This window comes from Streptomyces reniochalinae (genome assembly GCF_003323735.1).
Taxonomy (GTDB): Bacteria; Actinomycetota; Actinomycetes; order Streptomycetales; family Streptomycetaceae; genus Streptomyces; species Streptomyces reniochalinae.
In genome coordinates, this window is the sequence record NZ_QOIM01000030.1 from 292,658 (window position 1) to 309,850 (window position 17,193).

Consider the following 17,193-nt stretch of genomic DNA (forward strand, 5'->3'; position numbering starts at 1 on the left):
GCGGGGCTGGGGCTCTTTCAGAAGAAGGTGCGGATCAGGTCGGTGACCGTGCCCTGGGCGTCGACGACCGGGATGACCTGCCACTTGTCGAAGATCGTGCAGGGGTGCGACATGCCGAAACCGATCCACTCGCCGACCTCGAGGGCGACCCCGTCCCCGACCCGCAGCCAGGCGTGCTGGTCGCTCAGCGAGGTGACGGAGATGCCCTCCGCCGGGCGCAGCGTCCCGTCGAGCCCCCGCACCGCGTGCGCCTCGGGCAGTTCCAGGTCGTGAGCGGCGTCCCGCTTGCCCGCGTTCACGAAGGCCTGACCCGGCTCGGGCCGGGAGACGACCTGCGTCCACAGGGTGAACGCGGCCTGGAGCGCACCCTCCTCGGGGTGCCGGTTGAAGGGCGTCAGGTGGCGGTAGTGGCCGTCGTCGTGGGAGACGTAGGCGCCGGAGCGCAGCAGCTTCAGCGTGGGCGCCGACATCTCGGGCAGCTCGGCGAAGGTCTCGGCGACGGCGTCGAACCAGGCGCTGCCGCCCGCGCTGACGACGATCTCGTCCAGCCCCTCGAAGCGCCCGGCCGCGTCGAACGCGGCGGCGAGGGCGACCAGTCGCCGCAGCCACTCCCGTACGGCCTGAAGGCCGGCGCCGGGCACCTCGCCCTCGTAGCCGGCGACGCCGACCAGGCGCAGTGTGCCGGTGGCGGCGACCGCGTCGGCGACGGCGGCGCACTCCTCCTCGGTACGGACGCCGGTGCGTGCCCCGTCCCCGGCGCCGAGTTCCACGACGACGTCGACGGGCCGCCCCGCTCCGGCCGCGCGCAGCGCCTCGTCCATGAGGGCGACGCCCCCTACGGAGTCGACATAGCAGACGAAGCGGAAGGACGGGTCGCCGTCGAGTTCGGAGGCGAGCCAGCGCAGCGCCGAAGCGTCCACCAGCTCGTTGGCGAGAAAGATCCGGGGCACGCCGAACGCGCGCGCGACCCGCACCTGGTGGGGGACGGCCAGGGTGATGCCCCAGGCGCCCTGCTCGATCTGGCGGGCGAACAGCTGGGGCGCCATGGAGGTCTTGCCGTGCGGGGCGAAGGCGAGGCCGTGCCGGGCGGTGTAGGCGGAGAGCGCGGCGAGGTTGTGGTCCAGGCGCTCGGCCGAGAGGGCGAGCACGGGGGTGGTGAAGCCGCCGGTGAACAGGGAGCGGCGTTCGGCGGCCAGCTCCCCGAGCGTCGTGCCCGAGGCCGCCGCGTCCGGGGGCAGGCCCTTGAAGCGGTGGTCGGCGGGCTCGTCCGCCAGCCGGGCGGCTGCGTGGGCGGCTGCGGTGTGACGGGGGCCGGGGGCTGCCATGCGGGACTCCGTGAGAGATACCGTGAAAAGGAAGTCGTTGCATATTCTGCAACGACCATTGCGTATGACGCTTATGGCTGTCTAGCATCCCGCCGAACGGCCGGTCAATGGAACCGGTCGCCCGAGCAACCGGCGCACGACGAGGAGCGGGACCCACCGTGACCACCACCCCCGAGACCGACGTCGTCTGCCTGGGCGAGTCCATGGTCACGTTCCTGCCCTCGCGTCCAGGGCCGCTGGCCGACGTGCCCTCGTTCGAGCGGACGATCGGCGGGGCCGAGTCCAACGTCGCCTGCACGCTGGCCCGCGCCGGGCACCGTGCCCGCTGGGTCAGCAGAGTGGGCACGGACGGCTTCGGCGACCACCTGGTCCGCACGATCGCCGCGCACGGGGTGGACACCACGGCCGTCGCACGCGACCCCGAGCGGCCGACGGGGATCTACTTCCGCACGGACGGCGAACGCGCCACCGGCGCCGAGCCCGCCACCGGCACGGAGCCCGCCACCGGCACGGAGCCCGCCACCGGCACGGAGCCCGCCCCGGTTTCCGAGGTGGTCTACTACCGCGCGGGCTCCGCCGCCTCCGCCATGTCCCCGGCCAACGTGGAGCCCCGCGCGGCGCGGGCCGGCCACATCCTGCACCTGACCGGCATCACCGCGGCCCTCTCGGCCGACTGCCTGGCCCTGCTGCGGACCCTCACGTCCGCGCGTCCCGCCGCGGCGCCCGGCGCGCACCCGGGGCCGCTGGTCTCCTTCGACGTCAACTACCGGGTCGGCCTGTGGCGGACGGCGCCCGAGCCGGGCGGACAGGTGCTGGGCGAACTCGCCCAGCACAGCGACATCGTCTTCGTCGGCGAGGACGAGGCCGCCGCCGCGTGGGGCGTCACCGGCGGACCCGACGCGGTACGCGAGGCACTCCCCGAGCCGGCCGTACTCGTGGTCAAGCAGGGCAGCGTGGGGGCGACCGCGTTCGTCGGGGAGTCGGCAGGCGTGTTCGCGCCGGCCCTGCGCGTGGACGTCGTCTCGCCCGTCGGCGCCGGCGACGCCTTCGCCGCCGGGTTCCTGGCCGGCACGCTGCGGGGGCTTCCGGTGCGGGAGCGGCTGCGGCACGGACACCTGAGCGCCGCCGCCGTGCTGACCGCCGCGGGCGACCTGGCCGCGCCGCCGCCGCGCGAGGCGGCCGACCGGCTGGTGGCCCTGGACGACGCGGCCTGGGAGGCACTGCGGCTGGGCCGGGGATGGAGCGCGGGGACGCCGCCGCGGACGCCACCGGGCGCGCGCGGCCCCGAGACCGCGAACGCGCGCGGCCCCCGGACCGCGAACGGCAAAAACCCCGGCGCCGGACAGCCCGGCGAGGGCCTGTACGGCGGCACGCAGGCGGAGGTGGACGCATGAGCCAGACCGTGGGCCGGGCGTTGAGCATCCTGCCGCTGCTCGCCGAGGGCCCCGCCAACCTGGAGCAGGTCGCCTCCCGGCTGGACGTGCACAAGTCGACGGCGCTGCGGCTGCTGCGGACGCTGCACGAGCACGGCATCGTCTACCGGCAGCCGGACCAGCGCTACCGGCTGGGCGCGCGCCTGTTCGCCCTCGCGCAGGAGGCGGTGGAGAACCTCGACGTCCGCGAGATCGCCCACCCGCACCTGGCCGAGCTCAACGCCGCCTGCGGGCACACCGTCCACCTCGCGGTCTACGAGGAGGACGAGGTCCTCTACATCGACAAGGTCGAGAGCCGCTACCCGGTGCGGATGTACTCGCGCATCGGCAAGCCCGTGGCGATCACCGTCGCCGCCGTGGCCAAACTGCTGCTGGCGGACCTGCCCGAGCCGGAGCGGCGCGCCGTCGCCGAACGGCTCGACTACCCCCGCTACACGTCCCGTTCGACGCCCGACGCCGCCGCGTTCCTCGCGGAGCTTGCCAAGGTGCGCGAACAGGGCTGGGCCACCGACCTGGGTGGCCACGAGGAGTCCATCAACTGCGTCGGAGCCCCCATCAGGGGCGCCGAGGGGCGCGTGGTGGCGGCCATGTCGGTCTCCGCGCCGAACGTCGTCGTCTCCGCGGACGAACTCCTCTCCCTGCTGCCCCGCGTGCGGCGTACGGCCGAGGCCATCAGCGCCGAGTACGTGGGGCAGCCGACCCTCCCGCAGCCCACGGGCGGGAGACACCCCCATCCGCGACACAAGAGAGCCGCACCATGAGCGAGAAGCTGTCCAAGACCGCACTGACCCCGGCCACCCACACGACGCCGCCCGCGAAGTTCTCGCACGGCGTGCGCAAGGGGAACGTTCTTCAGGTCGCCGGGCAGGTCGGGTTCGGCCCGGCCGTCGAGGGTCAGGCGCCGACGCCCGTCGGCCCCACCCTGCGCGAGCAGACCCTCCAGACCCTCGCCAACGTGGAGGCCATCCTCACCGAGGGCGGCGCCACGTGGGAGGACGCCGTGATGATCCGGGTGTACCTGACGGACACCGCGCACTTCGCGGAGTTCAACGAGATCTACAACGAGTACTTCGCCTCCCTGGCCCAGGCCCCGGCCGCGCGTACGACGGTGTACGTCGGCCTCCCCGCCGGTCTCCTCGTCGAGATCGACGCGCTCGCCGTCCTCGGCTGAGCTTCCTTGTCCCCACCCCGCCCCGGGGCCGCCCAGACGGGCGCTCCCCGGGGCGTGCGGCAGGGGCTCCTCTCAGCACTGAACAACGGAGTTCCCCCATGCTGTTCGCCGCCGCCGAGAAGACGCCGCCCCACACGGGCGGCCTGCTGGCGCTCATACCCGGGACCGGGGGCCTGCTCACCGTGGCGGCTCTCGGGATCATCCTGCTGCTCGTACTGATCATCAAGGTCCGCCTCCAGCCGTTCGTCGCGCTGCTCACCGTCTCCATCGCGGTGGGCCTGGCGGCGGGCCTGTCCGTCACCGAACTCTTCGGTACCGTCCAGAATTCCGACGCCGTCTCGATGATCGAGTCGGGCATGGGCGGCATCCTCGGGCACGTCGCCATCATCATCGGCCTCGGCACCATGCTGGGCGCGATCCTGGAGGTCAGCGGCGGCGCCGAGGCGCTCTCGGCGAGGCTGCTCGGCCTGTTCGGGGAGAAGCGCGCCCCGCTGGCCATGGGGCTGACGGGTCTGATCTTCGGCATCCCCGTCTTCTTCGACGTCGGCATCTTCGTGCTGGCGCCCATCGTCTACGCGGCGGCCAAGCGCAGCGGCAAGTCCGTGCTGCTGTACTGCATGCCGATGCTGGCCGGCCTGTCGATGACGCACGCGTTCCTGCCGCCGCACCCGGGCCCTGTGGCGGCCGCCGGCCTGCTCGACGTGGATCTGGGCTGGATCATCCTGATGGGTGTCGTCTGCGGCATCCCCGCGGTGCTCGCCGCGTGGGCGTACGCGGCGTGGATCGGCAACCGGGTCTTCGTCGACGTGCCGCAGGACATGCTGGAGGCCGTGGAGGAGTCCAAGCGGGCCGTGGCACGGGACGTGGGGGAGCGGGGCGAGAAGCCGGTCTCCGTGGGCACGGTCTTCGCCATCATCGGCACCCCGCTGGTGCTGATCCTGGCCGCGACGTTCTCCTCCATCGCGCTCGACCCCTCCACGGGGCGCTCGGTCATCGAGTTCATCGGCCACCCGTTCGTGGCGCTGACGGTGGCGCTGCTGCTGGCCTACTACCTGCTGGGGCTGCGCAGGGGCTGGAGCCGCAAGTCGCTGGAGACGGTCTCCACCGCCTCGCTCAAGCCGGTCGGCAACATCCTGCTGGTCGTCGGCGCGGGCGGCATCTTCGGCGCCGTCCTCCAGGGGTCCGGTGTCGCGCAGGCTCTCGCTGACGTGTTCGGGGACGCGGGGCTGCCGGTGATCGTGCTGGCCTACCTGATCTCGCTGGTGCTGCGGGTGGCGCAGGGCTCGGCGACCGTCGCCATCGTCACCACCGCCGGGATCGTGGCGCCGCTGCTGGCGCAGAGCGACCCGTCCCAGGCGCACCTCGCGCTGGTCATCATGGCGATCTCCGCCGGGTCGATCTTCGCCTCGCACGTCAACGACGGCGGGTTCTGGATGGTGGCGAAGTACTTCGGCATCTCCGAGCGGGACACGCTCAAGTCGTGGACGGTGCTGGAGTCGGTGCTCTCGGTCGCCGGGTTCGTGGTGGCCGCGTTGGTGAGCGTCTTCGTCTAGCCGCGCCGCCCCTCTTTCTCGACTCCCGCTCGGGCACCCCCGGAATCCGCTCTGCCGATTCCGGGGGTGCTCTTGTGGGGGAACGTCAACTGGCCCAAGAATGCACGGCGTCAGACCGAACGATCCTTCGGTACCGGAGAGGACCCCCCACCATGAACAGACCTCTCGTCGGCTCTCTCGCCGCCACGTTCCTCGGCGCCGCCGCCCTCACCGGCGTGTCCGCCGCACCCGCTGCCGCCGCCCCCACCGACGGCAGCACCGCCCCGGCCACCGCGCAGGCCCCCAAGGCGGCGCCCTCCTTCGAGGGCACCGTCGCGCTGAGCAACTGCTCTGGCTCCGTGGTCAAGATGCCGGCCTCGCAGCCCGGTGACCCCGCGCTCGTGCTCTCCAACGGGCACTGCCTGGAGGAGGGCATGCCAGAGCCTGGCCAGGTCATCACCGACCAGCCCTCCGACCGCTCCTTCACCCTCCTGAAGGCGGACGGCGGCGACGCGGGCACCGTCAACGCCACCAAGGTCTCCTACGCGACGATGACGGACACCGACGTCTCGCTCTACGAGGTCGGCTCGACCTACCAGGAGATCGAGGACGAGTTCGGCGTCAAGGCCCTCGACGTCGAGGCGTCCCACCCCACGCAGGGCAACGACATCACCGTCGTCTCCGGCTACTGGAAGGAGACGTACGGCTGCGCGATCGACGGCTTCGCCTACCGCCTCAAGGAGGCCGGCTGGACGATGAAGGACTCGATCCGCTACACGGCCGACTGCGACACCAAGGGCGGCACCTCGGGCTCACCCGTGATCGACAACGCCAGCGGCAAGATCGTCGGCGTCAACAACACGCGGAACGAGAGCGGTGAGGAGTGCACGATGAACAACCCCTGCGAGGTGGACGAGAGCGGTAGGACCACCGTCCGCGAGGGGACCGCCTACGGCCAGCAGACCTACCTCCTCGCGCCGTGCGTGGGGGAGGGGAACAAGCTCGACCTCGGCGCCGAGGGCTGCACGCTCCCCAAGCCGTGAGCACGCCGTGAGCACCTGGGCGTACGGACGTTGGGGCCGCACCATTCCTGTCGGTTCATCTCGAAGAATGAGGAGTACATGAGGAAGCCCCTGGTCAGTACGCTCGCGGCGGCGCTGTTCGGCGCCGCCGCGCTCACGGGCATAGCCACGGCCCCGGCGGCCGCGGCAGCAGGCGGTGAGACCCCGCCCTCCCTCGAGGGCACCGTCGCGCTGAGCAACTGCTCGGGCTCCGTGGTGAAGCTCAAGCACTCACGGCCCGACGACCCGGCGCTCGTCCTGTCCAACGGGCACTGCCTGGAAGAGGGCATGCCCGGCGCGGGCGAGGTGATCGTCGACCAGCCCACCAGCCGCGACTTCACCCTGCTGAACGCGGACGGCGGCGACGCCGGGAAGGTCCACTCGGACAAGATCGCCTACGCGACGATGACGGACACCGACATCTCCCTGTACGAGACGGACACCACGTACAAGGAGATCAAGCGCACGTACGGCATCGACGCGCTCAAGCTGGACGCGAAGCACCCGCGCGCCGGCCGTGACATCACCGTGGTGTCCGGCTACTGGAAGGAGAAGTTCGGCTGCGCGGTCGACGGTTTCGCCCACCGCCTCAAGGAGGCCGACTGGACCTGGAAGGACTCCCTCCGCTACACGATGGAGTGCCAGACCAAGGGCGGCACCTCAGGATCCCCGGTGATCGACGACCGCACCGGCAAGGTCGTGGGCGTCAACAACACCCACAACGAGGACGGGGAGATGTGCACCCTGAACAACCCGTGTGAGGTGAACGAGCAGGGCCACGTCGTCATCCGCTACCTCAACGCGTACGGACAGCAGACGTACCTGATCAACCCCTGCTTCGGCAGGGGCAACCAGCTCGATTTGGACGCGCGCGGCTGCCACCTGCCCCAGCCGCGGTCGTAACCCCTCCGCACACCGAACGCCCCCCGGGCCGGCGGACCGGCCCGGGGGGGCGTTCCATGTGCGCGCGAGAGGCGCGGGTCACATGCCGTGCACGTGGGGGCCGACCGTGGACGACCACGCGTTGCCCGCCGCCGCGTCCCACGCCGTCGACCAGGTCATGGCGCCGCGGATGCCGGGCCACTTCTCGTCGGGCGTGAAGCTGCCGCAACTCGTGCCCTTGGCCAGGCAGTCGAGGGCGTCGTTGACCACGCCGGGCTCCACGTATCCCGAGCCAGCGGCCTGCGGTGAGGCGGGGGTGCCGATGCCGACCTGCGAGGGGTCGAGTCCGCCCTTGATCTGGACACAGGCCAAAGAGGTGAGGAAGTCGACGGTGCCGGAGGGATAGACCTTGCCGTCGCAGCCGTTCATGGAGCCGCTGTTGTAGTACTGCATGTTGACGGCGGTCAGGAAGCTCTTGATGTTGAGCGCCGTCTTGAAGTACTCGTTCTGCGGCGACTGCATGTCGATGGTCTGCGGCGCCATGGTGACCACCACGTCGCTCTTGGCGGCGTGGACGGCCTCCAGGGCCTTGGTCATGTAGGTGGCGTTGAGGCCGTTCTCCAGGTCGATGTCGACGCCGTCGAAGCCGTACTCGTCCATGAGGGAGACGACGCTGTCGGCGAACGCGTCGGCCGAGGCGTCGTCACTGACGGAGACGGCGCCCTTCTCGCCGCCGACGGACAGGACGACGGACTTGCCCTCGGCCTGCTTGGCGGCGACGTCGGCCTTGAACTGCTCCTCGGAGTAGCCGAGCGCGGGGTCGAGGGTGAAGTCGACCTGTCCCGCGGTGGTGGTCGCGTCGGCGAAGGCCACGGCGATGATGTCGTACTCGTCCTGCACCTCGGCGAGGGTCTGGACGGTCGCGCCGTTGTCGAAGTTCTGCCAGTACCCGGTGACCGCGTGCGCCGGGACCTGCGAGGCGCCGGCGCGGGGTCCTGGCGCCGTGGTGGGGGTCTCGGCGTGCGCGCCGGCGGGGCCGAGGGCGAGCAGCCCGGCCGCGGCGAGCGCCGAGGTGGTCAGCGCGGCGAGTGCGCGCAGCGACGAGAAGCGTCTGGGGGGTGCCACAACTGCCTCCGATGTGGGGGGACATGGGGAGGTGGGGGTGCGCGTGCGCCGTACAACATGGTCCAGACCAATGCGGTTGTCAAGGTTCCCCGCAACGGCCGACGCCCGCGCGACCCCTTGTGCGGCGCGTCCGCAGACGGTTACATGCGCCTGCGACCTGCACGGTCGTCCACCACCCGGCCCGAAGAACCTGCGTACGGCGGAGGCAACGGCATGTCAGGCCACACCACACCCCCGGCGCCCCGCGAGGGGGCCGCACCGCCGGTGCGCAAGCCGAACTGGAAGATGATCGGCCCCGGCATGGTCGTCGCGGCGACCGGCGTCGGCGCCGGAGACCTCGTCTCCACGCTCATCGCCGGCAGCAAGTTCGGCTACACGCTGCTGTGGGCCGCCGTCATCGGCTGCGTCGTCAAGATCGCGCTCGCCGAGGCCACGGGGCGCTGGCACCTGGCCACGGGGCGCACCATCTTCGACGGCTGGCGCAGCCTCGGCGCCTGGACCACCGTCTACTTCGCCGTGTACGTCGTCATCTGGGGCTTCGTCTACGGCGCGACCGCCATGTCCTCCAGCGCACTGCCGCTCGCCGCGCTCTTCCCCGACGTCGTGCCCCTCAAGGTGTGGGCCATCATCACCGGGCTGATCGGCCTCGTGTTCGTGTGGACCAACCGCTACGCCGTCGTCGAGAAGATCATGATGGTCTTCGTCGGCGTCATGTTCGTGGTCGTCGTCTACGTCGCCCTGCGCGTCGCGCCCGACCTGCCACGAGCGCTGGCCGGACTGGTGCCCGTCCTGCCCTCGGGCTCCATCGTCTACACGCTCGGCCTCGTCGGCGGCGTCGGCGGCACCATCACCATGGCCGCCTACGGCTACTGGATCAACGCCAAGGGCTGGACCGACAGCGGCTGGATGAAGATGATGCGGCTCGACAACCGGGTCGCCTACCTCACCACCGGCGTCTTCGTCATCGCCATGCTGATCGTCGGCGCGGAGCTGCTGCACGCCTCCCAGACCGCCCTCGCCTCGGGCGACCAGGGCCTCCTCGACCTCGACCGGGTCCTCGAAGACCGCTTCGGCGCCTTCACCTCCAAGCTCTTCCTGATCGGCTTCTTCGCCGCCTCCTTCTCCTCGCTGGTGGGCGTATGGCACGGAGTGAGCCTGATGTTCGCCGACTTCGTGGAGCGGCTGCGGGCCGCCCGCGGCCAGGACGCCACCGCGGGGGTGGCGCCGCTGGCCCGCGGCGAACAGGAGCGCTCCCGGCCCTTCCGCGGCTACCTGCTGTGGCTGACGTTCCCGCCGATGACCCTGCTCTGGCTCGACAAGCCCTTCGGGCTCGTCATCGCCTACGGCGTCCTCGGCGCGTTCTTCATGCCCTTCCTCGCCGCCACCCTGCTGTGGCTCCTCAACACCGGGCGCACCCCGCGCGAGTGGCGCAACGGGCCGCTCAGCAACGTGCTGCTGGCCGCCTCCTGCGTGCTGTTCGTGGTGCTGTGCGTCCAGGAACTGCGCGACCTGCCGTGGTGACGCCCGCTTACCCGCCTCCCGGTGCCCCGAGGGGCGTGGCGGCCCGCGCCTGAGACGTCAGGCGCCGGCCGCCGCACCGGGCTCGTCGGCGAACAACTGGTCGGCGTCCGTGATCCTGAAAGCCCGCTCCAGCCAGGTGTCGAGGACCTCCGGGTCGGTGCAGGCGGCCAGGCGGGCGCGTTGGGTCTCGGTGACGGGGATACCGCGCATCTCCAGCAGACGCAGTACCGAGCGCACCTGCCCTTCGGCTTGGCCTGCGGCCTTGCCTTCGGCCATACCTTCGGCCTGGCCCTCGGCCTTGCCCTTGAGGAAGGTCTCCTCGACCAGGGTGCCGCGTCCGGGGAAGTAGCTGCCGTTCTTCATGAGCTTTCTCCAGGTCTGCCGGGCCGGGGTGTTGCCGAGGCCGGACTCCATCAGTTCCGAGTAGTAGTTGAGGGATTCGCTGTCGGCCGTGCCGAGGGCGCGTGCCAGTGCATCCAGTATGACGGTGATGTCCGGGCTCTTGCTATGTGTCATCGCCGCGAAGGTGGCCATGGCCAGGTCTTCGGCGGCTTCCTCCGGGTCGACGATCATCGGTACGTTTCCGGGTCCGAGCACCAGTGGACGCACGGTGAGGGGCTTCCAGTCGTCGGGCCCCAGGTGGAAGGGGCCGGCGGCCCACTCGGCGGTGTCCTTGTCCTGGCAGACGACCACCAGCAGGGATGCGCAGTTGTTCTGCGCGGTGAGGAACGAGAGGTAGTAGGCCCAGCTCGCGGCCTTGCCCTGGTCGCGTCGGCTCTGGGCTTCGACGGCGAGCATCACGGGAGGGCCGCCGTCGCGCGGGGTGAGCCGCAGCACGCTGTCCAGACGCCGTTCGATCGGTTTGAGTTCGGTGGCGTCGGGGGTGAGCACCTCGACCAGGGAGTCCTCGGGTAGAGAGACCCCCAGCAGCCGGAAGGTGGGGACGAGCAGCGCGGGCCGTTCCTGGAAGATCCGGTGCGCCGTCTCGTGACGGGAAGTGACCATGTGCGGAATGTATGAAGATCGGCACGGCGTGGCGCGGGAAACGGCTTTTGGTCACCGGATCGTGTGAACGTTCGGGCCCGGACTGTCTGCGCCGGTGCCGTGTGTGCGGTGGCGGGCGGTGCGGTTGAGGCCTGGGGTGGAGCGGGTAGGGGTGGGTCTTGGGGAATGGTTCCCCAGGCGGGGGGCCGTGGCTAGTGTGTGAGGTCGGCAAGGGCCTGGCAACGCGGGAGTTCGGCCTGCGGGAAGGACGGAAGGGGCGGCCCCGAACCGGCTTTCGTGGCAGACCCGGGGGAGGCGGATGTGTCCACGGCGTTAGCGGTCACCTGTACGGAACACATTCTCGCGCCGCCGGACCGGCACACGCCGCGCGCGCACGTGCTGACGCCGCCCGGTGAGCAGTCTCTCCAGGCCGCGCTCGACGAGACCCACGCGCTGCTCGAACAGCACGGCTACCTCGTCACCGTCTACCCGGCCTCCCTCCCCACCCCCTATCTGCACCGGCTGCACACCGTCAGAGCGCTGCTGGACAGCCGCCGCATCGCCCTGCTGCCCGTGCCGCTGCCGCCGCTGGCGACGGGCGTGCTGGTGCGGCAGCTGCGGCAGCTGTCCCTGTGCGACTTCTCGCCCGGAGTGCTGGGCGCTGCCGCGCGGCTGCTGACGCACTACGTGTACGCGGGGGCGGTCCTCGGCTCGGTCGCCAAGCTGGACCGCGTTCCCGTCACCGTCGGCTCGCACGCCCGTTCCTGGCTGCCCGGCACCCAGTTCGCCGTGCTGGCCTCGCCCACGCCCGAGCTGCTGCGGATCGGCGGTGCGCAGGAGAGTGAACGGGGGCTGACGGGTCCGCAGTTCGCCACCGACATGACCGTCGCCCACGGCAGGCTCGGCTCCGACTGGGCGAGCCGAACGCTGCCGGCGCGCTGGCGGGCCGGCCAGGTCGCACAGGCGCCGCTGCCCGCGGACTCGCCCGCGTGGTGGGGCACGGACAAGCTGACGGAGTTCGTGGCCGCCATCCCGGACGTCTCCGTGCTCTACCAGCTCGTCGCCTCGGTGCGGCGCGACACCTGCCACGGCTGCGGCCTCGAACTCATCGGCGACCGCTGTGCGTTCTGCGCCACCGCGCTGCCGCCGACACCGCCCGCTGCGCTCGCGTCTGCGCCCACCAGCCCTTCCCTCGCTTCCGCCGGCCCTGTGCCCGCGCACGCGCCGCCCACGCACGCCGCCCCTGCGCCCACGCACGCGGCGCCCGCCCCCGACGCGGCCCCCGTACCGCCGTCGACGCCCGCGGCGTCGCCCTCCGCGCGGCCTGCCGCGCCGTCCGCCGAGCCGTCCGCCGGGCCGCCCGCCGCGTCACCGTCCGCGCCGCCGTCCGGGCCCGGGGGCGCCGGTCACCACGTGGACGAGCGCCCCGTCGTCGCCGACCCCCGAGGTATCCGTCCATGAACTCACGCCAGCGCCGTGGCGTCCTCCTCCTCGTCCTCTCGCTCGTGTGCGCCCTCGCCGCGTTCGCCGGGGTGCTGGCCGTCGTCCGGGACGTCCAGGCCGAGGTCGGCGACGAGGTGACGGCCTACAAGCTGAAGAAGGACGTGCCCGCCTACAAGGCGGTGGAGGTCTCGCAGCTGGAGCGGATATCGATGCCCGAGCGCTGGCTGCCCGTCACCGCCGTCACCGATCTGGGCGACATCCGCGGCAAGATCGCGGTCAACCCGCTCAAGAAGGGGTCGCTGCTCCAGTCGGACATGATGGCCGAGCGGCCCGCACTCGAAGAGGGCCAGCAGGAACTCGCGATCATGATCGACGCCGAGACGGGGGTCGCCGGAAAGATCAACCCGGGCGACCGCGTCAACATCTACGCGACGTTCGAGGGCGAGCAGCGCGAGGGCACCGGACGCGGCGGCCGGGCCGGCGAGCAGAGCGGGACCCCGTCGGAGTCCCGGCTCATCGTCAGCCGCGTCAAGGTGATCGACGTGGGCGAGCTGACCCCGCTCGACGACGACGGCGACCGCGACGACCGCACCAGCCGCCGGGAGCGCGAGGGCGTGCCGATCACGTTCGCGCTCTCCACCGAGAACGCCCAACGTGTCGCCTACGCCGAGTCGTTCGCCGAACACGTCCGGCTGGCCCTCATGGCGCCGGGGGACGAGTCCGAGGTCCCCGAGGAGGACCGCATCTACACGCTCCCCTCGAACGAGTGAGGCCCCATGGACATCCGTATCCAGCCGGCCGTCAGCGACCCGGACGCAGCCCGCTCGCTGGTCACCCTGCTCAGCCAGCTGCCCGACAGCGAACCGCTGCCGCCGGCCGTGGACTCCGCCCGGCTCATGGACGTGTTGGCGCGGCAGGCCGAGGAGGCACCGGCCGAACTGCCCGAGGTCGTCCTCGTCCACGAGCTGATCGGCCCGGCCTCGGCGCTGGAGGTGATCGGCCAGGTCGCGCTCCGGTTCCCCGCCGTGGGCGTCGTCCTGGCCACCCAGGACACCAGCCCGCGGCTGTACTCGGCGGCCATGGACGCCGGAGCCCGCGGCGTGACCGGACTGCCGCTGGCCTTCGACGAGCTGGAGGCACGGGTCACCGCCGCCGCCACCTGGGCGCGGGGGGTGCGCCGCCACCTGGGCGGCGGCTACGAGCGGGGCCACGGCGTCGACCCGTACGGCTTCGGCGGGGGCGGCGGCACGCTCGTGACCGTCACCGGGGCCAAGGGCGGGGTCGGCACCACACTGACCGCCGTCCAGCTCGCGCTCGCCGCCCGCGCCTCCGGATGCGACACGGCACTGGTGGACCTCGACCTCCAGGCCGGCGACATCGGCTCCTACCTCGACGTGCGCTTCCGCCGCTCCGTCGTCGACCTCGCCGGGATCAAGGACCTGTCGCCGCGCGTCCTCCAGGACGCCGTGTACCCGCACGAGACGGGTCTGGGACTGCTGCTGGCACCGGCGGAGGGGGAGCGCGGCGAAGAGGTGGACGAGCGGGCCGCCCGGCAGCTGGTGGCCGCCCTGCGCTCCCGCTACGAGGTCGTCGTCGTGGACTGCGGCACCCAGATGCACGCGGGCAACGCCGCCGCCATCGAGTCGGCCGACGCGGCGCTGCTGCTGACCACCCCCGACGTGATCGCCGTGCGCGGCGCCACCCGCATGGTGCGGCTGTGGGACCGGCTCCAGATCCGCAAGGCGGAGGAGACGCTGACCGTCGTCAACCGCTCCTCCCGGCACAGCGAGATCCAGCCGCAGCTCGTCGCCCGCATCACCGGCACCCCCGTGGCGCGCACGAGCGTGCCCGCCCACTTCAAGGAACTCCAGTCCGCGCTGGACGCGGGACGGATGCAGGACCTCGACCCCAAGGGCAGCGTGCGGCAGGCGCTGTGGGGGCTCGCGGGGGAACTCGGGATCACGGCGCAGACCCGGGCCCGGACGCAGCCCCCGCTCCCCGGTCCCTCGGGCGGCCGGGGAAGCGGACGGCGGCAGCACGGGGGCGGCGCCGGCACGGACGGCGGTGCCGCTGGCGCGGCGACGGGTACGGGCGGCGGTGCGGCGGGCGCGAACCGGTCACGGCACGCGCTGCCGCCGGGCGGCTCGCCGGGCGCCGACCGGGACCTGGCCGCCCCGGGGACGCCGGGGCCCGAGACCGCGCCCTCCTCCTCCGACACGGGCGCTGCGGGGTTCCTGCGGCGCCGGATCGCGCCCCGTATCCGGCAGGAGGGCGAGCGGGGCGCGCTGTCCGTCGAGTTCGCCGGCATGGCGCCCGTCGTGCTGCTGACACTCGTCCTGCTGTGGCAGTGCGTGCTGATCGGCTACACCTTCACCCTCGCCGGCAACTCCGCCGACGAGGCCGCCCGCGCCGCCACCGCGGCCGCCGCATACGGCGACCCGCGGGCGGCGTGCGAGTCCGCCGCGCGCGCACACCTGCCCGCCAAGTGGCGCGCGGGCTCCTCGGTCAGTTGCAGCCAAGGCGGCACGGTGTGGAAGGCCGACGTCGACCTGCGGACTCCCATCCTGTTTCCGGGCGCGGCGGGACTGCCGTTCACCGTCGGCGGCGAGGCGGGCGCGGCGGAGGAGGGGTGAGGCGGCATGAGACGGCGCGAGCGGCACCGCGAGGGCGGGGCCTTCGCCGCACCGAGGCGCCGGGGCCCCCGCGGCGTGCGGTCCGACCGGGGGTCCAGCGCACTGGAGTTCGCCGGGATGCTGCCGCTGCTGCTGTTCGTGGCGATGGCCGTCATCCAGTTGGGCATCGTCGGCTACGCCGTGCAGCAGGCGGGTACGGGGGCGCGGGCGGCGGCCAGGGTGGCCGCGCAGGCGGAGATCGCCGACCGGTACCGGGCGAGCGGCCGGGCGGCCATGTCCGACTGGACGGCACGCCGCAGCAGCTTCGCCCTGTCGGACGGGGGCGACGAGGTCGAGGTCACCGTCACGGTGTCCATCCCCTCGCTGATCCCCGGTGTCGACAGCCTGGGAGAGGCGTCGAGGTCCGCGACGATGCCGAACGAGAGCGACGCGTGAGCGCGTGCGAGCGAGCCGGCACGAGGACGGCCGGGGCCGCCGTGACAAGGGTCGGGCACATGAGCGAGGGGGGACGATGAGTCTGCGCTCCCGGATCACCGCGGTCACCGCGCACCAGGGGCCCGAGGCCGCCGCGGGGGGCGGGGCACCCGCCGACCCCACCGGCCACCTGGTGGCGACCTACCGCACCAAGCTGCTGGAGGAGATCGACCTCGCCGAGATGTCGGCGCTGACCCCGGCCGAACGCCGGGCCCGCCTGGAGAGGGTGCTCGGCCATCTCATCAGCCGGGAGGGTCCCGTCCTGGCGACCGGCGACCGCACGCTGCTCATCCGCCGCGTGGTCGACGAGGCGCTCGGACTGGGGGTCCTGGAGCCGCTGCTGGAGGACGGCTCGATCACCGAGATCATGGTCAACGGGCCCGACCAGATCTTCGTCGAGCGCGGCGGCCGGGTCGAGCAGGTACCCGTCCGCTTCGCCTCCGACGAGCAGCTGATGCAGACCATCGAACGCATCGTCTCCACCGTCAACCGGCGCGTGGACGAGTCGAACCCCATGGTGGACGCCCGGCTGCCCTCCGGGGAACGGGTCAACGTGATCATCCCGCCCCTGTCGCTGACGGGCGCCACCCTCACCATCCGCAGGTTCCCCCGCGCCTACACGCTCGGCGAACTCATCGATCTGGGCACCCTGGACGAACACATGCTGGCGCTGCTGTCCGGCTTCATCCGGGCCCGCCTCAACGTCATCGTCTCCGGCGGCACGGGCAGCGGGAAGACGACACTCCTCAACGCCCTCTCGGCGCTCATCCCCGAGCGCGAGCGCATCATCACCGTCGAGGACGCCGCCGAACTCCAGCTCCAGCAGGGCCACGTCATCCGGCTGGAGACGCGGCCGCCCAACGTCGAGGGCAGAGGCCAGGTCACCGTCCGCGACCTGGTGCGCAACTCGCTGCGCATGCGCCCCGACCGCATCATCGTCGGCGAAGTGCGCGGCGGCGAGACGCTGGACATGCTCCAGGCCATGTCCACCGGGCACGACGGATCGCTGGCGACCGTGCACGCCAACAGCGCCGAAGACGCGCTGATGCGGCTACAGACCCTGGCCTCCATGTCCGAGGTCGAGGTGCCGTTCGCGGCGCTACAGGACCAGATCAACTCCGCCGTCGACGTCCTCATCCAGCTCGCCCGCCTCGCGGACGGCACCCGCAAGGTCGTCGAGATCGCCCTGCTGGCCTCCCACGGGCGCGAGACCTTCCAGCTCGCGACGGTCTCCCGGTTCGCCGCCCGGCCCATGGGCCCGGACGGCCGGGTGCACGGCGCCTTCGAGCACCTGCCGCTGCCGCGCCGCGTCGCCGAGCGGCTCCAGCTGGCGGGCGAGCCGGTGCCCGCGGCGTTCGGCGTCGCCCGCGGCGACGACCAGCTCGCCACCCGGGAGGCCGTGTGATCCCTCCGTACGCGCACGCGGCACCGTCCGGGCTCCCGTCCCCCGCGCCGCCGGCCCCGTCCCCCGCGCCGTCACCTCAGGGCTCGGCGGCGGTCCTGGCGCTGGACGCCGCGGCGCAGTTCGCGCTCTCGGCCGCGCTGGTCGCCTGCGCGCTGGCCGTCGCGGGCGTGCTCACCTACCTCTCCGGACGGGCACGCAGGCGGG

Annotated in this window: 15 protein-coding genes and 1 pseudogene; 13 read left to right on the plus strand and 3 right to left on the minus strand. The window is 72.4% G+C overall.

All coding sequences use genetic code 11. From position 1 onward, the window contains the following. Positions 1–17 precede the first annotated feature (17 nt). Positions 18–1,325, minus strand: coding sequence for an alanine racemase (locus DQ392_RS12130; RefSeq protein ID WP_114015552.1), 1,308 nt, complete (start codon positions 1,323–1,325; stop codon positions 18–20). 158 nt (positions 1,326–1,483) lie between these two features. Here DQ392_RS12130 and DQ392_RS12135 point away from each other — a divergent pair, with 158 nt between their 5' ends. From DQ392_RS12135 to DQ392_RS12160, 6 genes are all read left to right on the plus strand, one after another. Beyond that, on the plus strand, positions 1,484–2,719 hold the full coding sequence (locus tag DQ392_RS12135; RefSeq protein WP_425470517.1) for a sugar kinase: 1,236 nt from the start codon (positions 1,484–1,486) through the stop codon (positions 2,717–2,719). Beyond that, positions 2,716–3,519, plus strand: coding sequence for an IclR family transcriptional regulator (locus DQ392_RS12140; RefSeq protein ID WP_114015554.1), 804 nt, complete (start codon positions 2,716–2,718; stop codon positions 3,517–3,519). Before DQ392_RS12135 ends, DQ392_RS12140 begins: the two co-directional genes overlap by 4 nt. Next, entirely contained in the window at positions 3,516–3,929 is a 414-nt protein-coding gene (locus DQ392_RS12145) for a RidA family protein (RefSeq protein ID WP_114015555.1), read from the plus strand. Before DQ392_RS12140 ends, DQ392_RS12145 begins: the two co-directional genes overlap by 4 nt. Positions 3,930–4,027: 98 nt before the next feature. Next, positions 4,028–5,482, plus strand: coding sequence for a GntP family permease (locus DQ392_RS12150; RefSeq protein WP_114015556.1), 1,455 nt, complete (start codon positions 4,028–4,030; stop codon positions 5,480–5,482). A 152-nt stretch (positions 5,483–5,634) separates the two neighbouring features. Continuing rightward, entirely contained in the window at positions 5,635–6,504 is an 870-nt protein-coding gene (locus DQ392_RS12155; RefSeq protein ID WP_114015557.1) for a S1 family peptidase, read from the plus strand. Positions 6,505–6,582: 78 nt separating this feature from the next. After that, positions 6,583–7,425: a S1 family peptidase gene (locus tag DQ392_RS12160; protein ID WP_114015558.1), complete on the plus strand. Its 843-nt coding sequence runs from the start codon at positions 6,583–6,585 to the stop codon at positions 7,423–7,425. Positions 7,426–7,503: 78 nt separating this feature from the next. Here DQ392_RS12160 and DQ392_RS12165 read toward each other — a convergent pair whose 3' ends face one another. After that, positions 7,504–8,529 (minus strand): chitinase, encoded by a 1,026-nt coding sequence (locus tag DQ392_RS12165; protein WP_114015559.1) that lies wholly within the window; start codon positions 8,527–8,529, stop codon positions 7,504–7,506. A gap of 213 nt (positions 8,530–8,742) precedes the next feature. On the opposite strand from DQ392_RS12165, the gene DQ392_RS12170 reads away from it, so the two are divergent. Beyond that, on the plus strand, positions 8,743–10,050 hold the full coding sequence (locus tag DQ392_RS12170; protein WP_114015560.1) for an Nramp family divalent metal transporter: 1,308 nt from the start codon (positions 8,743–8,745) through the stop codon (positions 10,048–10,050). Between the two features lie 57 nt (positions 10,051–10,107). Here DQ392_RS12170 and DQ392_RS12175 read toward each other — a convergent pair whose 3' ends face one another. After that, positions 10,108–11,055 carry an RpnC/YadD family protein gene (locus tag DQ392_RS12175; protein WP_114015561.1) on the minus strand — a complete coding sequence of 316 codons (948 nt, stop codon included), beginning with the start codon at positions 11,053–11,055 and terminating at the stop codon, positions 10,108–10,110. A gap of 300 nt (positions 11,056–11,355) precedes the next feature. Between DQ392_RS12175 and DQ392_RS12180 the strand changes: the two genes are divergently transcribed. The 6 genes and pseudogenes from DQ392_RS12180 to DQ392_RS12210 form a co-directional block, all read left to right on the plus strand. Continuing rightward, positions 11,356–12,495, plus strand: a complete 1,140-nt coding sequence (locus DQ392_RS12180; RefSeq protein WP_245981379.1) for a hypothetical protein — start codon at positions 11,356–11,358, stop codon at positions 12,493–12,495. Then, complete coding sequence (cpaB, locus tag DQ392_RS12190) at positions 12,492–13,247, plus strand: Flp pilus assembly protein CpaB (protein ID WP_114015562.1); 756 nt, start codon at positions 12,492–12,494, stop codon at positions 13,245–13,247. Before DQ392_RS12180 ends, cpaB begins: the two co-directional genes overlap by 4 nt. Positions 13,248–13,253: 6 nt before the next feature. Next, positions 13,254–15,110 (plus strand): CpaE/TadZ family protein, encoded by a 1,857-nt coding sequence (locus DQ392_RS12195; RefSeq protein ID WP_114015563.1) that lies wholly within the window; start codon positions 13,254–13,256, stop codon positions 15,108–15,110. Between the two features lie 6 nt (positions 15,111–15,116). Further along, a complete protein-coding gene (locus DQ392_RS12200; protein WP_114015564.1) occupies positions 15,117–15,545 on the plus strand; it encodes a TadE family protein in 429 nt (142 codons plus the stop codon). A gap of 76 nt (positions 15,546–15,621) precedes the next feature. Further along, positions 15,622–16,989, plus strand: coding sequence for a TadA family conjugal transfer-associated ATPase (locus DQ392_RS12205; RefSeq protein WP_114015565.1), 1,368 nt, complete (start codon positions 15,622–15,624; stop codon positions 16,987–16,989). Further along, positions 16,986–17,193: pseudogene (locus DQ392_RS12210) on the plus strand (hypothetical protein); the annotation flags it as partial. The gene DQ392_RS12205 and the pseudogene DQ392_RS12210, both read left to right, overlap by 4 nt.